Here is a 23,851-nt window from a genome sequence, read left to right on the forward strand (position 1 = left end):
TAGCGGGTTTCGGACCCGCGCCCCGCGCGCCGCGCTCTCCGTACCGCGCCTCGCGCTCATCGTCCCGCCGCGTGCCACGCCCCGCACTGCACGTCACGCACGCCACGCCCCCGTCCAGGCCGTTGCGAACCGCCCGATACCTCGATTAGAGTTATCGCGGTCGGCACCCCGACAGCACCAGCCCACCCGCACGGAGGCACACCCCCATGTCCCTGCACTACGGCCCGCACGAGGACCACGTCGCCGACCTCTTCCTCCCCATCCCGGACGGAACCCCGGCGCCGCTGATCCTCTTCTGGCACGGCGGTTTCTGGCGCGCCAAGCACGACCGGCACCACGTCCGGCCGCTCGTCGACGACCTCGTGGCCCGCGGCTACGCCGTCGCCAACATCGAGTACCGCCGCGTCGGCACCGGCGGCGGCTGGCCGACCACGCTCGAGGACACCGCCCTCGCCGTCGACACGCTCCCGGCGCTCGTCGAGGAGCTGCACCCAGGCCGCGTCGACCACGCCCGGACCGTCTACGCCGGCCACTCCGCCGGCGGCCACCTCGCCCTGTGGGCCGCGCTGCGCGACCGGCTCCCGGCCGGCGCGCCCGGGCGCCTCCCCCACACGCCGCCCGCCGCCGGGGCACTCGCCCTCGCGCCGGTCCTCAACCTGGTCGAGGCCTACCGCGCCGCCGAAGGCAGCGGCGTCGGCGCCGTCCACGACTTCCTCGGCGGGGGCCCGGCGGAGTACCCCGACCGCTACGCGGCGACCGACCCGACGCTCCTCGGCTCCCCGTCGATCCCGGTGACCATCGCCCACGGCACCCTCGACGCGTCGGTCTCGGTCGAGGCCTCGCGGGTCTACACCGGGACGACCAAGGCCGAACTGCTCGAACTCCCGGCGACCGCACACTTCGACGTCATCGACCCGAACGCCGCCGCGTGGCCGGAGATCGTGGCCGCGCTCGCCGCACTCGCCGCCGCCTAGGACACGTCAACGCCCCGGGGCATCAGGATTCTGGAACGGCGGCGGGTCGGGCGGACCCGGGACCGCCGAGGCGCTGACCACGCCGCCGCCCCACGGGTACGGGTTCGCCGTCTGGAGATGACCGTCGCCGACGCCTGTGGGCCGTATGTTCGGGCACCTGAGGGCCTCGTCCGCAGTACGCGGGTTGATGCAGTTCGGCGTCGGCGCGGTCGGGCGACGGGTGGTCGCCGCCGCCTTCGGACCGGACGTTCGCGGCGCGGGAGCCGACGTCGAAGACGCCGGCCCGGACGTGGCCACCGGGTTCGCGGACGTCGGCGACACGGCCCCGGCCGACGCGGGAGATTCCGCGCTCGACGCGGCCGCCGACGGCGCCGCCGGCGGCGGCGTGGGATGGGCGTTGCTCGGTTTGCCGGACGAGGTGCAGGCCGCGAGCAGCGCGGTGGCGGCCAGCACGACAGCCGGCAGTGTCGAGGTGCGGCCAGGTCTCACAGTGATCTCCGCCAAGGGGGTTCGGGTCGCGGGCGGGCATCAGGATAGAAGCCCGTCATGACAGCGGCCTCGGGCGGCCGACGTTGACGCATGACCGATCTGAAGGTCCGTCACGCGAGGTCGTTCGCGATGTGGTCGCCGAAGAACACAACACCACGCGGTCGGCCGCCCGGCGGCGTCCGACGCAGCAGGCGGTCTCGAGGCATACGACACCGCGGCCGCCGTCGGACGGCTGGTCAGCCCCGGGGCGGGACGCCTGTCCGGCCAAGTCGTCCGCCTCGACGGCACGATGGCCTGACGTACCCGCACGCGGCCCCGACTCGTTGGCGGCGACGGGTGGGCAGCAGCCGGGAGTTGGGGTCACGAGGGGGAAGAACGGCGCCGGGCCGCTCACACGGTCTTCCGCACCTCTCCGGCGGACACCGCGTAGCGCGGCCCCGACGGGCACCGCCGGGACCTCCTTGGCGTCCGCAGCCATCACCGCGGCTCAACGCTGGCTGTACGCCTTCCCGTTCGCGAGCGCGCGGCCCGCGAGCAGTTCGGACACGGTGACGAACACGTAGCCCTGCCTGGCGAGTGCCGCGATGATGCGGGGTGCGGCGGCCGCGGTCGTCGGGTGGATGTCGTGCATCAGGACGATCGCGCCGGGCCTGGCCCGCGCGATGACGCGGGACGCGACCACCGACGCGTTGCGGTCGGCCCAGTCGCGGGTGTCCACGCTCCACAGGATCATCGGCGCGTTGACGTTGGCCCGCACCGTGGCGTTGAAGGACCCGTACGGCGGCCGCACGAGCGTGGGTTCGACGCCCGTCGCATTGCGGATCGCGGTCGCTCCGCGCGCGACCTCGCTGCGGATCTTCGACGCGGTCAGCCGCCGCAGGTCCTTGTGCGAGTACGTGTGGTTGCCGATCTCGTGCCCCTCGGCGGCCACGCGACGCGCCGTCTTCGGGTTCCTCGCGACCTGCGAACCGACCATGAAGAAGGTCGCCTTCACACCGTTGGCCTTGAGCGTGTCGAGCAGCCGCGCGGTGGACGACGAGGCGGGCCCGTCGTCGTACGTCAGCGCGATGCACTTGACCCGCGAGCAGTCGACGGCCCGCGGGGCGGCCCGCGGCGCGGCGGCGGCGCCGGGCGCCGTCGCGGTGAGCACCATCAGCATGCCGATGAGCAGCGCGAACAGGCTCGTCAGAGAGGACACGCGGGTACGCACGTCGTTCCACCCCCGTCGTGTGGTGGACGGCCGCCGGGCGGCGGCCACACGGGGGTTACCCGCCGGGGACGGCCGGCATGGCCCGGATCACCCGGGTGCGGCCGTATTCGCCCGGCCGGCGGCCCACGGCTTGACGCGCGCCCGAGGAGGGGCTTGGGCACGCCCTCGCCGCCTCGGCCTCACCCGCCGTCCGCGCCGAGTGCCGCGCGCCGCCGTTCCAGGAAGGCCCGTTCGGTGGCGTTCTCCGCGCGTGCGATCGCGGCGTCGTACGCGGCGGCGGCCTCCCCCGTCCGGCCCAGTCGGCGCAGCAGGTCGGCGCGGACCGCGTGCCACAGGTGGTAGCCGTCCAGGTCCAGCCCGTCGACGAGGGCCAACCCGGCGGCGGGCCCGTCGACTTCGGCGACCGCGACGGCGCGGTGCAGGGCGACGACGGGGCTGCCCGCGACGCGCATGTGCTGGTCGTACAACGCGACGATCTGCCGCCAGTCGGTCTCCCCCGCGGTCGCCGCGTCGCTGTGGACGGCGTTGACGGCGGCCTGGATCTGGTACGGCCCCGGCCGGTCCCGCCGTAGGCAGCGCCGGACCAGCTCCTGGCCCTCGGCGATCAGCGCCCGGTCCCACAGCGTCCGGTCCTGGTCGGCGAGCAGGACGAGCGCCCCGTCGGCGTCGGTGCGGGAGGGCCGCCGCGCCTGGATCAGCAGCATGAGGGCGAGCAGCCCGAGGACCTCGGGCTCGTCCGGCATCAGCTCGGCGAGCAGCCGACCGAGCCGGACCGCCTCGGCGCACAGGTCGTCGCGGGTGAGCCGGTCGCCGGAGCCGGCCGCGTAGCCCTCGTTGAAGACCAGGTAGACGACGGCGAGGACAGGCGGGAGCCGGTCGGGCAGGTCGGCGTCGGAGGGGACGCGGTACGGGATGCGCGCGTCGCGGATCTTGGCCTTCGCCCGCGTGATCCGCTGCGCCGTCGTCGCCTCGCTGACCAGGAACGCGCGGGCGACCTCGGCCGTGGTGAGCCCGCCGAGCAGCCGCAGGGTGAGGGCGACTTGCGAGGCGCGCGCGAGCGCGGGGTGGCAGCAGGTGAAGATCAGGCGGAGCCGGTCGTCGCGCACGGGCCCCTCCTCGGCGGGTTCCACGGGCGGGTGGTCTGCGGGGTACAGCAGGTGCGCCTGGGCGTGCTTCGTGTCGCGTGCGGCCTCGCGGCGCAGCCGGTCGACGGCCTTGTTCCGGGCGGTCGTGATGATCCATCCGGCGGGGCTCGGCGGCACGCCGGTGTCCGGCCAGCGTTCGGCGGCGGTCGCGAAGGCCTCCTGGACGGCGTCCTCGGCGAGGTCGAGGTCGCCGAAGACACCGGTGAGGACGGCGACCGCGCGCCCGTACTCGGCGCGGAACACCGCGTCGACGTCGGGCGCGCGGTCGTGGCCGCCCACGCGCGTCAGGCCTCACCCAGGAAGGGCCGCACCTCGATCGGCAGCCCCGTCGCCTCGGCGTAGCGGCGCGCCCACGCGAGTGCCGCGTCCAGGTCCTCGGCCTTGATGACCGTGACGCCGCCGAGGTACTCCTTCCCCTCGGCGAACGGTCCGTCGGTCATGAGCACGTCGCCGTCCGAGGCGCGGAGGACGGTGGCGCTGTCGGGGTCGTGCAGCCCGTTGCCGAACACCCACGAGTCCCGGGCCTCCAGCTCGGCGCGGATCGCGCCGAGCTCGGCCATGACCTTCTCCAGGAACTCGGCGGGCGGGCGGGGCCCGACCGGCTGGTACATGGCGAGCAGGTACTGCTTCACGGCGGTGTCCTTCCTCGGCGGCCGCCGGCCGGTGTGCCGGGGGCTCTCACCCCCTATACGAACGGCCCCGGCCGGATTCGACACCGCCGGTCGGGGCAATTCTCCGCCCGCGCGCCCGCGCCGGCCCGCCGGTACACGGCTCGGTGCGCCACTCGGTGCGCCTGTCCGTGCCCACTCATTGCGCCACGGTGAGGACGATCTTGCCGAACTGGCTGTTGCCCTCCAGGTGGCGGTGTGCGTCGACGACGTCCTCGAGGTCGAACGTACGGTCGACGGCGGGCCGGAACGCGCCGGTCCGCAGCCCCGAGTTCACGAAGGCCACCGCGCGCCGCAGCCGCTCGGGCCGCCGGGTGGTCTCGTGCAGCGTGTAGGTGCGGATGTTGAGCGCGGGCATCCCCAGCTCGAAGCCCGGGTACGGCGTCGGCGCGCCGCTGAGTCCGCCGTACACCAGGTGCGTGCCCTCGTCGGCGACGACCTTGGCCAGGTCGGTGATGCCGGGACCGGCGACGGCGTCGAACACGTACTCGGCGCCGCGGCCGCCGGTGGCGGCGAGGACGCGTTCGACGACGTCCTCGGTGTCGGTGACGATCACCTCGGCGGCGCCGGCCTTGAGGATGGCGTCCTTCTTGGCCTCGGTGCGGGTGAGCGCGATGGGCGTGGCACCGACGCGTTCGGCGACCTGGATGGCGGCGAGCGCGACGCTGCTGGACGCGGCGTTGAGGACGACGGTGTCGCCGGGCCGCATGCCGCCGACCTCGACGAGCGCGCCGTAGGCGGTGACGTACGGCATCCACACGGCGGCGCCCTCGACCGGTCCGACCCCCTCGGGGCGCGGCACGACGGCGCGGGCCGGCACGATCGCCCGTTCGGCGTACACCCCGTAGTCGTTCGGGGAGAACGACGGGACGGTGCTGACCGGCTCGCCGACCCGCAGCCCGGCGACGCCCTCGCCGAGCGCCTCGACGACGCCGGCCGCCTCGGTGCCGAGCCGCGCGGGGTAGCGGCGCACGGTCTCGATGTAATTGCCGCTGCGGAACAGCGCTTCGGCGCGGTTGACGCCGACCGCGTCGACCCGGATGAGCACCTCGCCGGGGCCCGGCGTGCCGGGGTCGGCGTCCTCGACCTTCAGCACCTCGGGGCCGCCGAGTTCGCGGAAGAGCACGGTCCTGGTCATGGCGGTGTCCTTTCGTGGCCGCCCGGGTTCCGCGGCCGGTGCCAGGTGGTGATCAGTGGCGATCAGTGGTGATCAACTGAACCCCCGAAGTACGACCGCTGTCAAACTTTGATGAGTGTCGTACTATCGCTGCATGCGTGAATCGGACGACGGCCGCGCGCCGGAGCACCCCGACCCGGCGGGCGTACCGCTGCAGCAGGTGCTGGACGCCCTCGTCGACCCCGCGCGGCGCAGCATCGTGCGGCAGATGTGCGACGCCGACGACGCGCGCGCCGCGGACATCAGCTGCGGCGGCTTCGACCTCGCGGTGAGCAAGTCGACCGCCACCCACCACTTCCGGGTGCTGCGCGAGGCCGGGCTGATCCGGCAGTACTACGTGGGCACGTCCCGCAAGAACGCGCTGCGCCGCGCCGAGTTCGGCACCGCCTTCCCCGGCCTGCTCGACGCCGTCGTCGACGCCGAGCGCCGGGCCCGCCCGGAGTGCACGCCGGGCCGTGCCGGGTGACAGTGGGGGCATGCAGAAGTTCTCGGTCGAGGCCCTGGCCCGCACGCAACTCGAGGCCGCCCGCGACGCGCCGTCCGGACGCAGTGCCACCACCGTGGTCGGCGGTCACGAACGCGCGCTGCGGCAGACGGTGCTCGCGATGACCGCCGGCACCGCGCTGGCCGAACACGACAGCGGCGGCGAGGCCACCGTGCTGGTGCTCTCCGGACGCATCCTGCTCTCGTCGAACGGCCACGACTGGGAGGCCCGGCAGGGCGACCTGCTCGTCGTGCCGCCCGCACCGCACAGCGTCGAGGCGCTCGAGGACGCCGCGTTCGTGCTCACCGTCGCGCTGTCCTGAGCCCCGACGCGCGGGTTCCGGACGCCTCCGCGCGGCCGTGACGTCCGGCGCGCCCCGATTCGGTGTGCGCGCCCCGAATCTACGCGCGCGCCCCGATTCGGCGTGCGGGCGCCGGTCGTGGCAGGCTGCACCTGGACAGTCCGGCTCGGCCTCCGCCCAGGCCCGCCGGAGGGTTCGCGTATGCCCGAAGGAACCGGCGCCGCACCTGGCAGAAGCAAGGGGAGAAGCACGGATAGGCTTGCGGCTGCTGTTCGATCGAAGACTCGCGTCGCGCCCGGGACGGAGCCCGTGTTGAGCACTCGCGCCATACGTATGTCCGAACTCGCCGACCAACTGACCCGCGTCACCGGAATCCAGGTGCGCGTGGTCGAAGACGCCGCCGCCGCGTGGACGCTGCACTGGGCGGACGGCCCGACCGTCGCCCGCATGTACCCCTTCGCCGACGCCGCCCGCGGCGGCCGCCGCACCGTCGAGCTCTCGGCCTACCGCATGGGCTTCCTGCGCCACCAGACGCCGCGTGCCTGGGCCGCCCGGGCGATCGCCGCGCACCGCGACGGCACGCTCGCCCAGGCCGTCGCCACCGGCGGCGCCGCGCGCCGCGCGCACCCGACGGCCCCGCAGTGGGAGGGCCGCGACGTCGCACCCGAGGACCACGCCGTACTCGCCCACGTGGAACGACTGTTCGACAGCACCGACCACCCCGACCGCGCCGACGACGAGGCCGACGAACCGTCGATAGCCGCCCTGCTGCGGCTCGGCGAGCACAGCCCCGAGCGCATGAGCCGGCTGCTGAACACCCCGCGGGTCGCGGACACGCTGCGGCCGGCCAGGCGGCGGCTCCAGGTCGTGCCGCGCGCGTGACCGGGGCCGGTGTCCCGGGCGCACCGCCCGGGACACCGGCCCCGATCCCTTGCTGTGTTCGTCCTCGTCCTCCCCGAACCCCGTTACGGGATAGCGGGCTTGCCCTCGGTGTAGAGCCAGGCGTCGAACAGCGGCTTGAGGTTCTTGTGCGAGATGGACTGCGCGAGGTCGAGCAGGTCCTTCGTCTCCACGTTGCGGTAGCGGTACTTCTCGGTCCACGTCCGCAGCAGGGTGAAGAAGTCCCGGTCGCCCATGGTGGTGCGCAGCTGGTGCAGCGTCATCGCGCCGCGGTAGTAGACGGCCGAGCCGCTGAAGATCTCGTCGCGTCCCGGGTCGCCGGTCTTCAGCTTCCAGAACTTGTCGCCCGCCGGCTTGGCGTAGTACTTGTCGAAGACGGACTGCGCGGTGGGTCCGCCGTGCTCCTCGTCCCACATCCACTCGACGTAGGTCGCGAAGCCCTCGTTGAGCCAGATGTCACGCCACGTCTTCGGGGTGACCGCGTCGCCGAACCACTGGTGCGCGTTCTCGTGCACGATGGTGTCGGTGTCGGGCATGCCGTCGTAGACCGGGCGGCCCTGGGTCTCCAGCGCGTACTCGACGCCGCTCTTGTCGACGATGCCGCCGGCCGAGTCGAACGGGTAGCGGCCGAACTTCTGCTGCTCCCAGGCGATCGCCTCGGCGGTGGTGGACTGGAGGACCGCGCCGTCGCCGTCGCTGGTCGGGTCGACCGCGGTGACGTTGGCGAGGTTGCCGATCCTGCCGTTGGTCACGTCGAACTTGCCGATCGCGACCATGGACAGGTAGCTGGACATGGGCTTGCGCTCGTTCCACGTCACCGTGGTGCGGTCCCCGTTGACGCACGGCGGGCCCTGCTGCTCGCCGTTGGCCAGCGCGTTGACGCCGTTCGGGGTGGTGATGCGGAAGGTGTAGGTGGCCTTGTCGCCGATGTCGTCGTTGACGGGGTACCAGTTGCGGGCGCCGTCGGGCTCGTTGAGGCCGACCGCGCCGTCGTCGGTGTAGATCCAGCCGTAGATGCCGAGCGTCGGGTCGTCGATCGTGACCGGCACGCCGCCGTACCAGACCTTGACGGTGAAGTCGTGGCCGGACTTGAGGCGCTTGGCCGGGACGACCGTGAGCTCCTGGCCGTCCTGGCTGTAGGTCGCGTCGCGCCCGTCGACGGTGATGCGGCTGATCGCCGGGCCCGAGTAGTCGAGGTTGAACCGCGTGAGGTCCTTCTTGGCCTCGGCGGAGATGGTGGCCTGTCCGTTGAGGACGTGGGTGGCCGGGGTGAAGTCGAGGTCGAGGTCGTAGTGGGCCACGTCGTAGCCCTGGTTCCCCGCGAGCGGGAAGTAGGGGTCCCCTGCTCCCGCCGGAGAACCGCCCGCTGTGGCCGCGTGGGCCGTGGCAGGCACGCCGGCGAACATGGCCATCGCACACGCGAGGCCGATCGCCGCCGCGCCCCGTTGTCTTCTCGTCATGGCGTGCATCATCGAGGCTCGGCGGCCGTTTCCGATAGGGGACGCGCGTTGATATTGCGGAAACCGTCACGGCGGCTCATTCGTTGCGGGCCGTCTCGGGCCCTGTGACACGGGCGAGCAGCGGCAGCGTGGACGCGATCACGGCGAGCGCGGCGGCCAGTCCGACACCGGTCACGAGGTAGTACCCGGCGTCCGGCGCTTCGAGCGCGTAGCCCAGTTGGGCGCGCAGGAACAGGTGCGCGGCCAGGAACCCGGTCCCGGTGGCGACGGCCGCGCCGAGCAGCAGCGGGACGACGGTCTCCAGACCGACGACGCGGCGCAGCATGCCCAGCGGCACCCCGGTCAGCCGCAGCAGGCTGAACGGCCGCTTGCGGTCGGCGAGTCCGCCCGCGGCGGCGACCGCGAGGCTGCACGCCGCGATGGGGAGGCTGACCAGGATGACGACCTCGGCGAGGCGTTCCTGCCCGGCCAGGTCGCGGGTGCCCCACGAGTCGCGCTCGCTGATCGTGGTGGGCAGGCCTTCGCCGGGGTACATGGTGGCGAGCAGGGTGCGCACGCGTTCGACGTGGTGAGTGTCGCCGTCCGTGGCCACCACCAACTGGCGCATGGGGATGTCGGCGAGCCGCTCGGGGGTGACGTCGACACCGGGCCACGGCATGAGGCGTCCCGTGGGCATCCAGCCGTCGAACTCGGGCGGCACGGCGGCGACGCGGGCGCCGGACGCGCATTCTCCGAACCCGGAGGTGGTGGCGAGCTGCGTGCAGTCGGCGAGCCCGGCGAGCAGCTGCGGGTCGTCGGCGTACGGGTACGGCACGCCGAGCGGGTTGGTGTGCAGGACGGTGAGCCCTCGCACGCCGGGCATCCCCCGCACCTGGTCGAGCAGTGCGGTGGCGGGCGGCGGCGCGGAGTCCTGCGGCGCGCGCGGCCCGCGCTGGTGGGTGAAGTCGACGATGAGGACGTCCGCGACGTCCCGGCGGTGGAAGCGGTTCCGCTCGTTGTCGGCCATGGACTGCACGATCGCGGCGGCCGCCGTGGTCACGAACAGCGCCAGCACGAGCCCGCTGATGGCGCGGAACCCGGCCTTCGGGTTGTCCGCCAGCCGCCGCCCGGCGATCAGCACGGCCGGCCGACCGGTGCGCCGCGCCATCGCGCGGGCGCCGGCCATCGTCAGCCACGGCCCGGCGTACACCAGGCCGAGCATGATGACCACGAACGCGCTCGTGTACGCCCAGATCTGGCCGTTGACGGTGACCGGCCTGCGCCCCACGAAGTAGCCGAGCTCGGCGAGGCCGGCCACGAGCGGGAGCACCCGGTACCAGCGCGGCGGGGGCGGGGTCACCCGGCGCGTGACGCCGAGCGGGGAGATCTGCACGCGACGCAGCGCGACGCGGGCCGCGACCGCGGCGGCGACCGGCACGCCGAGGGCCACGGCGAGGATGTCGCCGGTGCCGAGCACGAGGTCGGAGGTGTAGAACCGGTCGGTCGTGAAGGAGAATCCGGCGATCCACGGGCGCAGCAGGTAGAACAGCGCGAACCCGGCCGCGGCGCCGACGGCCGCGGCGACCGTCGACTCGACGGCGGACAGCACGGCCGTCTGCCGCGGGGTCGCGCCGACCAGACGCATGGCGGCGAAGCGTTGCTCGCGGCGGGTGGCGGCGAGGCGGGTGGCGGTGCCGATGAGGACGAGGATCGGCACGATGATCGCGGTGGCCGCGACGGTGAGGACGAGCGTCATGCCCTGTTCGTTGACGCCGACGACGCAGCCGTTGCAGGACGACGGCGGGGTGTCGGCGACGTGGCTGACCTGCCGCGCGTCCACGGTGTGCGCGAGTTCGTCGGGGGTGCGGCCGACGACCGCGACGAGCGAGTCGGGCGAGGGCAGGGCCTCGCGGCCGATGAGGCCAACGACCGTTCCCGGGTAGCGGTCGGCGAGTTCGTCGTGCGGGCGGTCGCGCAGCAGCTCCGCCAGCGCGGGCGACGCGAACAGGGTGCCGGGCGCGGGGAGCCTGCTGACGCCGGGCGGCAGCGGAGGGTTCGGGCCGGTCGGGGCGACGTCGATGCGGGCGATCAGCTCGCCGTCGATGTTGTCGGCGCGGGTGAGCCACCACACCGGGTCGACGCCCGGGCGGGGCCCGGAGCGTTCGGTGAAGGAGGTGTTGAGCCACGCGTTGCGGTCGCTCTGGGCGCGGGTGGCGTTGACGGAGGCGAGGGTGGTCAGCAGCAGGCCGACGCCGAGCGCGACGGCGGCGGCCGTGATCAGCAGGCGGACGACGGCGTCGCGGCCGGCGCGGAACGTCAGCCGCAGGCCGAGGGCGATCACGGCGCGGACCCGTCGGCCGGGGCGGACGCGCCTCGCAGGCCCGACCCGTCGGACGCGCCTGGCACGCCTGGCGTTTCGGCGCCGTACCCGTCCGGCTCGTCGTCGACGAGCCCGACCACGGTGCCGTCGCGGACGACGACCTCGCGGTCCGCGTAGGCGGCGACGCGCGCCTCGTGCGTGACGAGGACGACCGTGGTGCCGTGTTCGGCGGCCGCGCCGACCAGGAGCTCCATGACGGCCTCGCCGGTCAGCGAGTCCAGCGCGCCGGTGGGCTCGTCCGCGAACACCACCTCGGGTCCGGTGACCAACGCGCGGGCGACCGCGACGCGTTGCGCCTGGCCGCCGGACAGTTCGCCGGAGCGGCGCCTGCCGAGCCCGTCGAGGCCGAGCCGGTCGAGCCAGCCGCGCGCCTCGGTCACGGCCTGGGCGCGGCGGGTGCCGGCCAGCAGGAGCGGGAGCGCGACGTTCTCCTCGGCGGTCAGTTCGGGGACGAGCTGGCCGAACTGGAACACGAACCCGAAGTGGTCGCGCCGCAGTCGGCTGCGCTCGGCCTCGTTCATCGTGTCGACGCGGCGGCCGTCGAACAGCACCTCGCCCCGGTCGGGGACGAGGATCCCGGCAAGGCAGTGCAGCAGCGTCGACTTGCCGGACCCGGACGGGCCCATGACGGCGACGACTTCGCCGCGCCGTACGGTCAGCCGGGCCCCGCGCAGCGCCGGGGTCTCGCCGAACGCCAGGTGTATGCCGTGGGCTTCGACCAGCGGCGGCACGGGACCGGTGCCGGCCGGGGCCGGCGTGGTCAGGGCGTCGAGCGTCATCGGCGGACCTCCTGGGCGAGGGCGTCGAGGCGGGCCGCGGTCAGGTCGATCCACCGCAGGTCGGACTCGAGGTGGAAGAGGCCGTGGTCGGCGAGCAGCCGGTCCACCAGGGAGCCGGTGCGCTTGACCGCGGTCAGTTCGCGCATGCGGCGCAAGTGTGCGGCGCGCTGCGTGTCGAGGTAGGTCTCGGCGGAGCGGCCCAGCATGAGGGCGAGCACCACCTTGCTGAACAGCACGGTCTGCAGGTGCGGTTCGGCCTCGACGGGCTCGGTGAGCCAGGCCTCGAACTCGGTCGCGCCGGTCTCGGTGATGACGTACCGCTTGCGGTCCGGGCCGTCGCCGGGCTCGGCCTCGCCGACGACCACCTTTCCGTCGCGGGCGAGGCGGCCGAGCGTCGAGTACACCTGGCCGAACGGAAGGGGCTTGCCGCGTCCGAAGAAGGCGTCGTAGTCGCGCTTGAGGTCGTATCCGTGGCTCGGCTCGCGTTCGAGGAGGCCGAGAAGGGTGAAGGGAACGCTCACGGGAACGACCGTACACCGGAGGTATACCCCGCGTATATACCCCCGGTGCAGGGCGGACCGGGCGGCGTCCTTTGGGGCGATATCGCCCCGCCCGCCCGGTCGTTGACGGACCGTCGGCTAGCCGCGCTCGGTGCGGCCCGCCACCGCGAGCGCCGCCGCCCCGCACACGACGGCGGGCAGCAACAGCGCGACCGCCGTGCGCCCCGGGGGCAGTTCGCCGTCGACCGACACGAACGCGCCCAGGACCGCGACGCCGAGCGTCGCGCCGGTCTGCCGCACCGCGTTGAGGATGCCTCCCGCCGCGCCCGCCGTGCCCTCGGGCGCCGCGTTGACGACCGTGGTCACCAGCGCCGGAAGCGCGAACGACACGCCGAAGCCCGTGCACACCAACCCCGCGACGAGCGCCGCGTAGTGCGCGCCCGTCTCCACCGCGACGGCGAACACCACGCCGCCGACGGTCAGCAGCGCCAGCCCGCCCGCCACCGGTCCCCGCGGGCCCGACCGCGCCACGATGCGCCCGGTCAGCAGCGGGTTGAACGCGAACGGCACGGTCATCGGCAGGAACAGCAACCCGGTCCGCAACGGCGACAGTTCCAACGTCTGCTGGAACAGCAGCGGCAGGACGAACAGCACGCCGGTCATGGTGAAGTTCACCGCGGCGCCCGCGAGCAGCGCGGCGGCCATGCCCTTCGCGCGCAGCACGGCCGGCACCAACACCGGGCTCGCGCTGCGGCGTTCGCGCGCGACGAACCAGCCGCCCGCCACGACCGCGGCGGCCGCCGACGCGGCGGCGTGGACGTAGCCGCCCGACCCGACGGCGATCAGCGCGTCGGTCGCCAGGGCGAGCGCGGCGCACGCGGCCAGCTGAGTCGGCCAGTCGATCGTCCGCGCGCCGCGTTCGCACCGCACGGCGCGGCCGGCGACCAGCAGCAGCGTCGCGACGGCGAGCGGCGCGTTGACCACGAAGATCGCCCGCCACGAGAACACGTCGACCAGAACACCGCCGACGATCGGCCCGGCCGCGAGCGCCGCGCCGCTGACCGCCGCCCACACCGCGACCGCCTTCGCGCGCTCGGCGGGCACCGGGTAGAGCCGGGCGACGATCGCCATCGAGGCCGGCACCACGGCGGCCGCCGCGACGCCGAGCACCCCGCGCAGCACCACGAGCGTCGCCAGGTTCGGCGCGAACGCACAGGCCAGCGAGGCCGCGCCGAACGCGGCGATACCCGCGCGGAAGACGTGGTGCGCGCCGTACCGGTCGGCCACGGCCCCGGCCGACAGCAGCAGCGCGCCGAACACGACGGTGTATGCGGACACCGCCCACTGCAGCCCGGCCACCGAACTCCCCAGCGAGGCCGCGAGATCGGGTTCGGCGACCGACAGAACGGTCATGTCGAGCAGGACCATGAAGTAGCCGAGGGCGAGGCCGAGGAGCGGGACGGTGGGGGACGTACGGCGCACCGAGCCGGGCGCGGGGGTCGGACGAGCGGCATCCGGCCGGCCCGACACGGGCGTCGCCGTGGGCGCGGGCGGGGACTCCTGCGCGAGTCCAGGAGCACGGCCGACCGCCGGGTGGGGCATGCGGGCCGGACGAGCGGTGTCCGGCAGGTCTGACGCGGGGTTCGCCGCCGACGCGGGGGCGGGCGACGACGTCGAACCGGGCGTCGCCGTGGGCGCCGAAGCGGCGGCCGATGCCGGCGCGGCACCGGCCGTCGGCGCCGAGGTCGAGTCCCTCGCCGGTCCCGGCGCGGCACCGGCCGTCGGCGCGGAAGTCCTGTCCGTCGCCGGTTCCGACGCGGCGCCGGTCGTCGGCACGGGGGTCGGGTCCGTCGTCGGTCCGGGCACGCCTGTGGACGCCCCGAGGGCAGCGGAAGTCATGGGAGTCTCCGAGCGGTTGAGGAGGCCCCAGCGTGCCGCCGGCACCAGGGCCCGCTCCACCGGCGATCCCTCACGCGGCGTTCGGAATATCCGAACGCTCGTGCGCGGTTGCCCCGGCATGGAGTTCCGCCAGCTGCGCACCTTCGAGGCCGTCGTCCGGCACGGCACCGTCACCCGGGCCGCCGACGTCCTCGGCATGACCCCCTCGTCGGTCTCGGAGCAGATCCGGGTGCTGGAGAAGTCCCTGGAGGTCACCCTGTTCACGCGCGGGCCGCGCGGTATGGCCCTCACCCCGGCGGGCGAACGGCTGCAAGGCTGGGCGCGCCGACTGCTCGACCAGGAGGAGCAGGTGCGCCGCGAGGTCGCCGGCACCGGTCAGGTGCTGCGGCTCGGCGCGTTGGAGACGCTGGCCGCCAAGCACGTGCCGGGCATCCTGCTGCGGCTCGCCGCCCGACGGCCCGACCTGCGCGTCGAGGTCACCGCCGACGCGGCCCGCGACCACCTGCTCGGCGCCGTCGCGTCCGGCGACCTCGACGCCGCGCTGCTCCTGGACACCGGCACGGTCCTCGGCGAGCTCGGCTTCCCGCTGCCCGCCGCCGCGCTGGACTTCGTCGACCTCGAACCGGTCCCGCTCGTCCTCGTCGCCCCGCCCGGCCACCCGCTCGCCGGCGCCGACCGGCTCACGCCCGCCGACCTGCGCGGAGAGCGGCTGCTGGTCAACGTCGCGGCGTGCTCGTTCCGGCTCGCCGGGCAGCGCCTGTTCGGCGACGACGTCGAACGGGTGCGCGCGGGCGGCATCGGCGTCATGCGGGCGTGGTCCGCGCAGGGCCTCGGCATGACGCTGCTGCCGCGCTTCGCCGTCGTCGACGACCTCGCCGCCGGAACCCTGCGGCCGCTGCCGCTCGACGTCCCCGACGCGCGGATGGAGCTCAGCCTGCGCCTGGTGTGGCGCGCCGACCGTGCGACGCACCCCGACACCGCGAACTGCTGTACGCGGCCGCCGCGACCGAGGACGCGGCGGCCGTGCGCTGACCGTCAGTGGTAGTCGTAGAAGCCCCGGCCGGACTTCCGGCCGAGCAGGCCCGCGTCCACCATGCGCAGCAGCAGCGGCGGCGCGAAGTGCAGCGGCTCCTTGAACTCCTCGTACATCGACGCCGCGATCGCCACCAGCGTGTCCAGGCCGATCAGGTCGGCGAGCCGCAGCGGACCCATGGGGTGCGCGCAGCCCAGCTCCATGCCCGAGTCGATGTCCTCGGCCGACGCGAACCCTGACTCCAGCATCCGGATCGAGGACAGCAGGTACGGCACCAGCAGCGCGTTCACCACGAAGCCCGCGCGGTCCTTCGACCGGATCACGTGCTTGCCGAGCGAGCCGCGCACGAACGCCTCCGCGCGGCCGAGCGTCTCCTCGCCGGTCAGCAGCGACGGCACGAGCTCGACAAGGTCGAGCACCGGCACCGGGTTGAAGAAGTGCACGCCGACGACCCACTCGGGCCGGCCGGTCGCCATACCGAGCTTCATGATCGGGATCGACGAGGTGTTGGACGCGAGGATCGCGTCCTCGCGCGTGACCGTACGGTCCAGCGCGGCGAACAGCTCGGCCTTCGCGCCCTCGTCCTCGGCGATCGCCTCGACCACCATGTCGCGGTCGGCGAGCTCCGCCAGGTCGTCGGTGAACCGCAGCCGCCCGAGCGCCGCGTCGCGGTCCGCCTCGGCCAGCTTGCCGCGCTTGACGGCGCGGTCGAGCGAGTCGGTGATCCGGTGCCGGCCGTGCTCGGCGGCCTCCGGGGTGATCTCACGCACGACGACGTCGAGGCCGGCCCGTGCGCAGACCTCGGCGATCCCGGAACCCATCAGCCCGGAACCGACGACGCCGATCCGCCGGATCGCCTCGTGAGCGGTCGCGCCGGAGTCCTGGGACATGATCTGTGTGTCTGTCATCACCACATTGTCGGCCCTCCGGCGACGGGGTGGGTCGCGGGGTGGGGGCGTGTCGGTGGCGGCGGGGGTGCTCGGGGCGTGAGCGCACGGGTGAGGGTCGGTCGGGTCGGTTGAGCAGCAGCCGGCCGTGGAGTGTCCGCAGGCCCGCCCCCGCGCGCGGGCCGCGCCCTCGGCGGTTCAGACCGGTCCCGCTCCCCCGCCCCCGCCCGCCGCGGCCCTGGCGGTGGCCAGGAGTTCGGGGAGGGTGCCGGTGAAGGTCTCGACGAGGCCGAGGGCGATCGTCCAGGCCTCGACGTCGGTGCCGAGATACCTGTCCGTGAGGGCGCGGGCGGCGGCGCAGGGTTCGGCCGGGTCGAGGTCGCGGTCGTTCGGGTCGAGGGTCAGGGACCACAGGTGGTCGACCGGATCGGGGACGTGGGTCAGGAAGAACTCCGGCCCCGGGCGTTCGGGCAGCGGCGCGTACATCGGCGGGCAACGGCGGCCGAGACGGGAGACGAAGCACAGGACCGCCCAGGCGAACCGCTCGTCGTGGCCCGCGTCCTGGGCCAGCGCGAGCACCGAGGTCTCGTGCGGGTCGCCCTCGTCGACGGCTTCGAGCAGGGCGTCCCACGGCAGGACGAGGTGCTTGCGCGCGTAGCGGACGAGTGCCGGCTCGGAGCTCTCGGTGTCGTACGCCAGTTCCTTCACCAGCGCGTGGACGTCCGCCGAGGAGGCGGCGGAACAGTGCGCGTCCAGCAGCGCGGCCCGCACGCGCGGCGCCGGGTCCTCGCACACGAGCAGGTGTTGGGCGGCGCGTTGGTCGAGGTGCGGTACGACGGCCAGCCGGGTCTCCTCGGACGCGTGCGCAAGCAGCGCGACGAAGGCCGCCCGGGCGCCCTCCGGTGCGGTGAGGGGGAAGGCGGCCGGCTCCGGGTCGGGCCAGACCACGACGGGTTCGGCCCGGGCGACGGCGTGCGGCAGGGCGACGGCGGGGCCGGTGAACGTGCCGAGGGTGGCATACAGGGTGACCCACGCCGTCGGGTCGGTGCCGAACGAGGCCGCGAGGCCGGTCAGCGCGTCCCGTACCGACGGCTCCTCGCGCGGCAGCGCCGCCAACAGCGTGGCCACGCCCGGGCCCTCGGCCGTCAACCGGTCGACGGTGAACCAGCCTTCCCGGATGCACCGGCGCAGCAGTTCGGTCAGCGCGGCAGGCCGTCCCACCAGCGCGGGGTGCGCGAGGACCTCCACGGGTGGCCTGCGGCAGCGCCGCGCCGCGAGCGCCGGGTCGTCCGAGAACGCCCGGTCGCGCAGGTCCGCCGGGCAGTCCTCCCACGCGGTGAACCAGGTCAGGTCGGGGTAGTGGTGCTCCCAGTCCTCCTCGCGGGCGATTTCGTGGCGGATGAGTCCCCAGTCGATCGGCGGCAGGTCGTCAGGTGGTTCGGCGGGCCCCCGGTCGCTCACCGCCCGGACGTACTGCGCCGCGGCGTCGGGGTCGCCCCACCGGTCGGCCCGACGCCGCGCGAGCAGATACGCGACCGGCTCCGCCTCGCCCACGGCGGCCGCCACCTGCTCGTGCAGCCACCGGCTGCCCAGTGCCGCGTCCGTCAGTTCCCGCAGCCCGGCCCGCCCGCACCGCCGGGCGACCTCGACGCACAGGTCCATGGCGAGCTCGACGGGCAGTTGGGCGCAGCGTTCGATCGCGGTTTCGAGCGTCACCTTGGGGAACGGCCCGCGGGCCATGGCGAACGGGTCGCCTTCTTTGGCGTGTTCACACATCGCTTCGACGAGCGGATCCCAGAACGGGTCGTCGGGTTCGGCAACCTCGTCGACCAGGGCCCGCACGAGCCCGGCGTCGCTCCGTAGGTGGAACAAGAGCCGCGTGTCCGGCTCACGCCACACCCGCCGGCTCCGGACCGCCCGGCGCACGAGCACGAGGTTCCACCTGCCCTCGGCGTCGAACAGCGCGCGGCCCGGTATGCCTTCCTCCGCGAGCAGTTCGCCCGCAACCGCGTCGGCCACCCCGAGATACCGCCCGAGCCCGACGGCGAGATCAGGCCGGAACCGCTCGGCGAGCGCGTCCGCGACCCGCGGCGGCGCGAGCCGCAACGCAGCTGGAAGTGCGAGGAAAGCGTCTTCGCTCAACACGGAGGCGGCGGCCCTCCGGCCTCGGCGGGACCGGCGGTGACCTCGGCGAGGGCGAGCAGTTCGGGGATCGTCCCCGGGAGCCGGAACCGCTCGGCGAGTTCGTCGGCGACGTGCGGCGGGGCCAGTCGCACTGGGGTGGCGATCACGTGAAGGCGGTTCTTCCTGGTCACCATGGTGTCCGCGATCCTCGCAGAAGGCCGCGACGAACGGCACCGCCTTCGAGGACCGCCCATCGGCGCCCCGGGTGCCGGCGCATCGCTCGCCGGCAAGTCTGTGGCGAAACCCCGTCGTCGTGCCCTCCGATCGTCCCCGACTCCTGCGACAATCCGGGCGTGCTGCTCCGTCGGCCGACGACACCGGAGGTTTTGCCGTGCACTACCCCCTGACGATTCGGGACTTCCTCGATCGCGCGGTCCACGTGTATCCCGACCGGACCGCGGTCGTGGACGAACCCGACCAGCCGGCCGCGCCGCTGGAAGGCGTCACCTATCGCCGGCTGGGCGAGCTGGCCCGGGCGCAGGCCGCGCGGCTCGACGAGCTGGGGGTTCCGGAGGGCGGCCGCGTCGCGGTCGTGTCGCAGAACTCGGCGCGGCTGATGACGTCGTTCTTCGGGGTGTCCGGGTGGGGCCGGGTGCTGGTGCCGATCAACTTCCGGCTCACCCGGCCGGAGATCGAGTACATCGTGGGGCACTCCGGTGCCGAGGTCGTGTACGCCGACCCGTCGTGCGCGGCGGTGCTCGACGGGCTCGACGTCAAGCACAAGTTCGTGCTCGGCGAGGACGACGCGCTGTTCCGGCCGGACGCCGAGCCGCGCCCGTGGGCCGCCCCGGACGAGGCCGCCACCGCGACCATCAACTACACGTCGGGCACGACCGCGCGGCCCAAGGGCGTGCAGCTGACGCACCGCAACCTCTGGCTGAACGCGACGACGTTCGCCATGCACGCGTCGGTCAGCGAGCGCGAGGTGTACCTGCACACGCTGCCGATGTTCCACGCGAACGGCTGGGGCATGCCGTACGGCGTCACCGGCCTCGGCGGCCGGCACATCGTGCTGCGGCAGGTCGACGGCGCGGAGATCCTGCGCCGCGTCGCCGAGCACGGGGTGACGCTGATGTGCGCCGCGCCCGCCGTCGTCAACGCGGTGCTGGACGCGGTGACCACGTGGGAAGGCGAGATCCCCGGCCGCGACCGGGTGCGGATCATCTGCGCGGGTGCCCCGCCGCCGACGCGCACGATCGAGCGGATCCTGACCGAACTGGGCTGGGAGTTCCTGCAGATCTACGGCCTGACCGAGACGTCGCCGCTGCTGACGATCAACCGTGACCGCGACGAGTGGGCGGGCCTGACGCCTGGCGACAAGGCCCGCAAGCTGTCCCGGGCCGGCGTGCCGGGGCTCGGCGTGCGCCTGGAGGTGGACGTGGACGGCGAGGTGCTGGCGGCGTCCAACCACAACCTGGACGGGTACTGGGAGCAGCCTGCGGAGACCGCCGCGGCGCAGGCCGGCAACTGGTTCCACACCGGCGACGGCGGCCACATCGACGACGAGGGCTACCTCGTGATCTCCGACCGCAAGAAGGACGTCATCATCTCCGGCGGCGAGAACGTCTCGTCGATCGAGGTCGAGGACGCGCTCACCGGGCACCCGGGGGTGCGCGAGGTCGCGGTGATCGGCACGCCCGACGACAAGTGGGGCGAGCTGGTGACCGGCCTGGTGGTCGCCGACGAAGGCGTGACGGCCGAGGAGCTGATCGCGCACTGCCGGACCCGGCTGGCCGGCTTCAAGTGCCCGAAGCGGATCGAGTTCGTCGAGTCGCTGCCGCGGACGGCGACGGGCAAGCTGCAGAAGTTCAAGCTGCGCGAGCCGTACTGGGCGGGGCACGAGCGCCAGGTGCACTGAAGCGCCCGGCGTGTGGCGGTCGCGGACGGGGTGTCAGGTCCCGCGCGGCCGCCACGCCACGGGTTCGGGGCAGGGTGCGTCCGGGGTGCCGAGGCCGGGCACGGAGACGATGTTGACGCGGTAGTCGGTGCGGGCGAGCGGCGTCCACGGCTCGGTGATGAGCGCCGAGACGCGGTAGACCAGCTCGCGGTCGGGGTCGTACCACCGGTGGCCCGGCATGGAGTTCCACCGCGGGGTGAGCGTCCACGTGGTGGCGGCGTTGCCCCATTCGCGGGCAGGAACCTCGTCCCAGCGGCGCGCCCAGTAGTCGTTGGTGGCGGACAGGTGCGCGACGACCGCGTCGAGGCCGCCGCGGCACGGCTGGTGCGAGCAGTGCCGCAGCCAGGTGGCCTTGTAGGCGCAGATGAAGGAGTCCAGGTACTCCTGGCGCTCCTGCGACGGTTCGGGGAACGCCTGCTTCCCGTTCTCCCATTCGCTGCCGTCGCGGGACGCCACCCGGCGTTGTTCGGCGAACAGCATCGACAGCGCGTTGCGCCCGATCGTCTGCGGGGCGTCGGGCTCCAGCAGCGGCGACAGCCACTCCCCCGCGGCGGCGTTGCTGTGCACGACCTGCCACCACGGGCCCGTCACGTACGCCGGCACCGACAGCGAGTCGATGAATCCCCCGAGGTCGCCGAGCTGCTCGGGCGCCTCGCTGAGGCAGTCGACGACCGGCCGGCCGCGGTCGGCGGCCTCGGCGAGCGGGGCGATCTCCTCGTCGATGAGCGCGAAGCCGGCGATGATGCGCTGCAGCGCGTGGTCCCGGAGCGGCCGCGTGTGCTCGTAGTGCCGGTACGTCGCCACGCCGGTGACCTTCGCGGCCTCTTCCTGCGTGTAGCCGCGGTGGCGGCGCAGCCAGCGCAGCGCGTACGCCGACGCGGGCAGTCGGGAGGAGGGCTCGGCGGTGCCTCGGCGGTCACTCGACATGGTGCTGTGGTCGCTCCCCCATAGGCGGCCCGGCGCGGGCAGGCACTGATCATAGATCGCCGCGGTGCAGGTCGTAACCGTTCAAATAATGGACGTTGCCGGGTAGTCGACCGCCCGGTCACTATTGCGCCCGAGGCCCGCCAGCCTCACCACGAAGGCGAGGGCATCGGCCGAGGCAACGGCACGCCCTTCGCCGTTCGGGCCACGCGGCCCGAGTCACCCCCTGGGCGTGCGCGGCCCGCATTCTCGATCCCCTCCGAGGACGAAGGCCGCGCCGCTCGGGTACGGCTGTTCCCGGGCCGGGGCGCGACCGGGTCAGAGCTTGCGCGCCACCAGCCCGTAGCAGCCGATCTCGGACGGGTCCGGGAGGTCGGCGCCGTCCTCCGCCCGCCAGTGGGAGACCAGCTCCACGCCCGGCTCCAGCGGCTCCCAGCCGTCGGGCAGGAGCGCGGCGAGTTCGGTGCGGCTGCGGACCTGCATCGGGATGCCCGACTTGCGGTACACGGTCACGCCGCCGCCGGTGGTGACCGGGTCGAAGTCTCCGGTGAGGTGCGACAGGACGAGGTGGCTGCCGGCGGGGAGGCGGTCGGTCAGGCGCTGGAGGACGTCGGCGGGTTTGTCGTCGTCCGGGAAGAAGTGCAGGACCGCGAGCATCAGGACGGCGAGCGGCTGGTCGAGGTCGAGCGTCTCGCTCAGCGCGGAGTGGGCGAGGATCGCCTCGGGGTCGCGGGCGTCGGCGTCGATGTACGCGGTGGCACCGTCCGCGTGGCTGCTCAGCAGCGCGCGGGCGTGGGCGAGGACGATCGGGTCGTTGTCGACGTAGACCACCCGGGACTCCGGTGCGACGGCCTGTGCGGCGTCGTGGGTGTTGCGGCCCTCGATCGGGATGCCGGTGCCGATGTCGAGGAACTGCCGTACGCCGGTGCGCGCGAGGTGGTCGACCGCGCGCAGGAGGAACGCGCGGTTGGCGCGGGCGGCGATGCTCGCGTGCGGGACGGCGGCGAGCGTCTGCTCGGCGGCCTCCCGGTCGGGCGCGAAGTTGGTCTTGCCGCCCAGCAGGTAGTCGTAGATGCGCGCGGAGTGCGGCTTGCTGGTGTCGATCACCGGGGGATTCCAGTCCGCGATGAGGGCTTCCTGTCCCGCCGATCGCTCGAATGCGGACTCCATGAGCTCACGCCCCCGTCTCGTGCCACGCCGGAACACCCCTGGTGCGGCGAACTCTTGATCAGATCATGCGATCAGCATGCTAGCGCTCGTGCCGATCCGATTCAGCAACGCCCCAACCGTCTCGGTCAGGCCTGCCGCGAGGCGAGTGTGACGACCGTGACGTCGGACGGCGCGCCCACCCGGACCGGCGGGCCCCACGCGCCGGCGCCGCGGGTGACGTACAGCTGCGTGTCGCCGTAGCGCTCCAGCCCCGCCACGGTCGGATTGTCGAGCGCCGCAACGTAGTTGCCGGGCCACAGCTGGCCGCCGTGCGAGTGCCCGGACAGCTGGAGGTCGACACCGAACTTCACCGAGTCGTGGATCGCGACCGGCTGGTGGGCGAGCAGCACGGAGGCGCGCGTGCGGTCGCGGTCGCCGAGCGCCCTGCGGAAGTCGGGGCCGTGGTGCTCGGATTCGCCCTGGTAGTCGTTGACGCCGGCCAGGTCGAAACCCGGCATCTCGACGCGGGCGTTCTCCAGCGGGTGGATCCCGAGGCCGCGCACGTAGTCGACCCACTGCTGCGCGCCCGAGTAGTACTCGTGGTTGCCGGTGACGAAGAACGCGCCATGACGGGCGGTCAGTTCGCGCAGCGGGGCGGCGGCCGGGCCGAGGTCGTCGACGTCGCCGTCGACCAGGTCGCCGACGATGGTGATCAGGTCGGGGTTCGTGCTGTTGACGGCGTCGACGACGCGCTGCGCGTGGCCGCGGCCGAGGATCGGGCCCAGGTGGATGTCGCTCACGACGGCGATGCGGAATCCGTGGGCGGAGCGCGGGAGTTTGGCCAGCGGGACGGTCACGTGCTTGACGGACGGGCCGCGCAGCACGCCGTACATGCCGTAGCCGACCGTGGACGCGGCGGCCGCCGCCGCGCCGACCGCGACGGTGCGGGCGATGAACAGGCGCCGGGAGGAGTCCACGACCGGCGCGGTGTCGGCCCGTTCCCCGGCCGGCCCCTCCTCCTCGACGGGCTCACCCGTCCCGGCCGCGACCGGCACCGGCGCGGGCGCGGGTGCGGGTGCCGGTTCGGTACGCCGGACCCGCAGCACCCGCTTGAGCAGCGGCCGGACGAACTCGCCCACGACCAACGCCATCACCAGGTACAGCAGGAACGCCATCCACAGGTAGCCCGGCCAGGCCAGCACCTGCTGGAGCAGGAACGGCGCGCTGAGCCGCGTCGAGGCCATCGCGCCGACGCTCATCAGCGGGAAGGCGACCACGGCCACCGTCCCGGCACGCCGCGGCCATCCGCCCGCCCGCGTGGTGTCCCGCACCATCCGCCGCCACACATACCAGTGGACGCCGCCGGCCGCCGCGAGCACCGCGACCAACCCCAACACGGCCAAAGCCCACACGCAGACCACTCCGTCCCCGA

The 23,851-nt window shown here is 73.8% G+C and carries 22 protein-coding genes; 7 read left to right on the forward strand and 15 right to left on the reverse strand.

Annotation, left to right across the window (positions count from 1 at the left end):
* The first annotated feature begins 206 nt into the window (after window positions 1–206).
* Window positions 207–974: an alpha/beta hydrolase gene (locus tag QI554_RS25940; RefSeq protein ID WP_281472842.1), complete on the forward strand. Its 768-nt coding sequence runs from the start codon at window positions 207–209 to the stop codon at window positions 972–974.
* Window positions 975–1,161: 187 nt separating this feature from the next.
* Window positions 1,162–1,524 (forward strand): hypothetical protein, encoded by a 363-nt coding sequence (locus tag QI554_RS25945; protein WP_281472844.1) that lies wholly within the window; start codon window positions 1,162–1,164, stop codon window positions 1,522–1,524.
* Between the two features lie 426 nt (window positions 1,525–1,950).
* Here the strand turns inward: QI554_RS25945 and QI554_RS25950 are convergent, their stop codons facing one another.
* The 4 genes from QI554_RS25950 to QI554_RS25965 all read right to left on the reverse strand — a co-directional run bounded on the left by QI554_RS25950 (window position 1,951) and on the right by QI554_RS25965 (window position 5,624).
* On the reverse strand, window positions 1,951–2,661 hold the full coding sequence (locus QI554_RS25950) for a polysaccharide deacetylase family protein (protein WP_281472846.1): 711 nt from the start codon (window positions 2,659–2,661) through the stop codon (window positions 1,951–1,953).
* Between the two features lie 191 nt (window positions 2,662–2,852).
* A complete protein-coding gene (locus QI554_RS25955; protein WP_281472847.1) occupies window positions 2,853–4,097 on the reverse strand; it encodes an RNA polymerase sigma factor in 1,245 nt (414 codons plus the stop codon).
* Between the two features lie 5 nt (window positions 4,098–4,102).
* Complete coding sequence (locus QI554_RS25960) at window positions 4,103–4,450, reverse strand: YciI family protein (protein ID WP_281472849.1); 348 nt, start codon at window positions 4,448–4,450, stop codon at window positions 4,103–4,105.
* Between the two features lie 175 nt (window positions 4,451–4,625).
* Window positions 4,626–5,624 carry a zinc-dependent alcohol dehydrogenase family protein gene (locus QI554_RS25965; protein WP_281472851.1) on the reverse strand — a complete coding sequence of 333 codons (999 nt, stop codon included), beginning with the start codon at window positions 5,622–5,624 and terminating at the stop codon, window positions 4,626–4,628.
* A gap of 133 nt (window positions 5,625–5,757) precedes the next feature.
* Here QI554_RS25965 and QI554_RS25970 point away from each other — a divergent pair, with 133 nt between their 5' ends.
* The 3 genes from QI554_RS25970 (at window position 5,758) to QI554_RS25980 (ending at window position 7,330) form a co-directional block, all read left to right on the forward strand.
* Entirely contained in the window at window positions 5,758–6,129 is a 372-nt protein-coding gene (locus tag QI554_RS25970) for an ArsR/SmtB family transcription factor (protein WP_281472853.1), read from the forward strand.
* Window positions 6,130–6,139: 10 nt separating this feature from the next.
* Entirely contained in the window at window positions 6,140–6,469 is a 330-nt protein-coding gene (locus QI554_RS25975) for a cupin domain-containing protein (RefSeq protein WP_281472855.1), read from the forward strand.
* 291 nt (window positions 6,470–6,760) lie between these two features.
* Window positions 6,761–7,330: a hypothetical protein gene (locus tag QI554_RS25980; protein WP_281472857.1), complete on the forward strand. Its 570-nt coding sequence runs from the start codon at window positions 6,761–6,763 to the stop codon at window positions 7,328–7,330.
* 83 nt (window positions 7,331–7,413) lie between these two features.
* On the opposite strand, the gene QI554_RS25985 is transcribed toward QI554_RS25980, so the two are convergent.
* From QI554_RS25985 to QI554_RS26005, 5 genes are all read right to left on the reverse strand, one after another.
* Window positions 7,414–8,808: a M1 family metallopeptidase gene (locus QI554_RS25985; RefSeq protein WP_281472859.1), complete on the reverse strand. Its 1,395-nt coding sequence runs from the start codon at window positions 8,806–8,808 to the stop codon at window positions 7,414–7,416.
* Between the two features lie 76 nt (window positions 8,809–8,884).
* Window positions 8,885–11,128, reverse strand: a complete 2,244-nt coding sequence (locus tag QI554_RS25990) for an FtsX-like permease family protein (protein WP_281472860.1) — start codon at window positions 11,126–11,128, stop codon at window positions 8,885–8,887.
* Window positions 11,125–11,946, reverse strand: coding sequence for an ABC transporter ATP-binding protein (locus QI554_RS25995; RefSeq protein WP_281472861.1), 822 nt, complete (start codon window positions 11,944–11,946; stop codon window positions 11,125–11,127). The genes QI554_RS25990 and QI554_RS25995 overlap by 4 nt, the downstream gene beginning before the upstream one ends.
* Window positions 11,943–12,467 (reverse strand): PadR family transcriptional regulator, encoded by a 525-nt coding sequence (locus QI554_RS26000; RefSeq protein WP_281472863.1) that lies wholly within the window; start codon window positions 12,465–12,467, stop codon window positions 11,943–11,945. Before QI554_RS26000 ends, QI554_RS25995 begins: the two co-directional genes overlap by 4 nt.
* Before the next feature lie 117 nt (window positions 12,468–12,584).
* A complete protein-coding gene (locus QI554_RS26005) occupies window positions 12,585–14,048 on the reverse strand; it encodes an MFS transporter (RefSeq protein WP_281472864.1) in 1,464 nt (487 codons plus the stop codon).
* Between the two features lie 16 nt (window positions 14,049–14,064).
* Between QI554_RS26005 and QI554_RS26010 the strand changes: the two genes are divergently transcribed.
* A complete protein-coding gene (locus QI554_RS26010) occupies window positions 14,065–15,390 on the forward strand; it encodes a LysR family transcriptional regulator (protein WP_281472866.1) in 1,326 nt (441 codons plus the stop codon).
* On the opposite strand, the gene QI554_RS26015 is transcribed toward QI554_RS26010, so the two are convergent.
* The 3 genes from QI554_RS26015 to QI554_RS26025 all read right to left on the reverse strand — a co-directional run bounded on the left by QI554_RS26015 (window position 15,381) and on the right by QI554_RS26025 (window position 18,583).
* Complete coding sequence (locus QI554_RS26015) at window positions 15,381–16,286, reverse strand: 3-hydroxybutyryl-CoA dehydrogenase (protein WP_281472868.1); 906 nt, start codon at window positions 16,284–16,286, stop codon at window positions 15,381–15,383. The two genes, QI554_RS26010 and QI554_RS26015, sit on opposite strands and share 10 nt — an antisense overlap.
* Before the next feature lie 177 nt (window positions 16,287–16,463).
* Window positions 16,464–18,410 (reverse strand): hypothetical protein, encoded by a 1,947-nt coding sequence (locus QI554_RS26020; protein ID WP_281472870.1) that lies wholly within the window; start codon window positions 18,408–18,410, stop codon window positions 16,464–16,466.
* Window positions 18,404–18,583 carry a hypothetical protein gene (locus tag QI554_RS26025; RefSeq protein ID WP_281472872.1) on the reverse strand — a complete coding sequence of 60 codons (180 nt, stop codon included), beginning with the start codon at window positions 18,581–18,583 and terminating at the stop codon, window positions 18,404–18,406. The genes QI554_RS26020 and QI554_RS26025 overlap by 7 nt, the downstream gene beginning before the upstream one ends.
* A 197-nt stretch (window positions 18,584–18,780) precedes the next feature.
* Here QI554_RS26025 and QI554_RS26030 point away from each other — a divergent pair, with 197 nt between their 5' ends.
* Window positions 18,781–20,307 carry an AMP-binding protein gene (locus QI554_RS26030; RefSeq protein WP_281472874.1) on the forward strand — a complete coding sequence of 509 codons (1,527 nt, stop codon included), beginning with the start codon at window positions 18,781–18,783 and terminating at the stop codon, window positions 20,305–20,307.
* A gap of 33 nt (window positions 20,308–20,340) precedes the next feature.
* On the opposite strand, the gene QI554_RS26035 is transcribed toward QI554_RS26030, so the two are convergent.
* From QI554_RS26035 to QI554_RS26045, 3 genes are all read right to left on the reverse strand, one after another.
* Window positions 20,341–21,273, reverse strand: coding sequence for a helix-turn-helix domain-containing protein (locus tag QI554_RS26035; protein WP_281472877.1), 933 nt, complete (start codon window positions 21,271–21,273; stop codon window positions 20,341–20,343).
* A 315-nt stretch (window positions 21,274–21,588) separates the two neighbouring features.
* Entirely contained in the window at window positions 21,589–22,440 is an 852-nt protein-coding gene (locus QI554_RS26040; RefSeq protein WP_425528051.1) for an SAM-dependent methyltransferase, read from the reverse strand.
* Window positions 22,441–22,565: 125 nt separating this feature from the next.
* Complete coding sequence (locus QI554_RS26045; RefSeq protein ID WP_281472997.1) at window positions 22,566–23,840, reverse strand: metallophosphoesterase; 1,275 nt, start codon at window positions 23,838–23,840, stop codon at window positions 22,566–22,568.
* Window positions 23,841–23,851: the final 11 nt, after the last annotated feature.

Origin of the sequence: Yinghuangia seranimata (genome assembly GCF_029953285.1) — a bacterium.
GTDB classification, from domain to species: domain Bacteria; phylum Actinomycetota; class Actinomycetes; order Streptomycetales; family Streptomycetaceae; genus Yinghuangia; species Yinghuangia seranimata.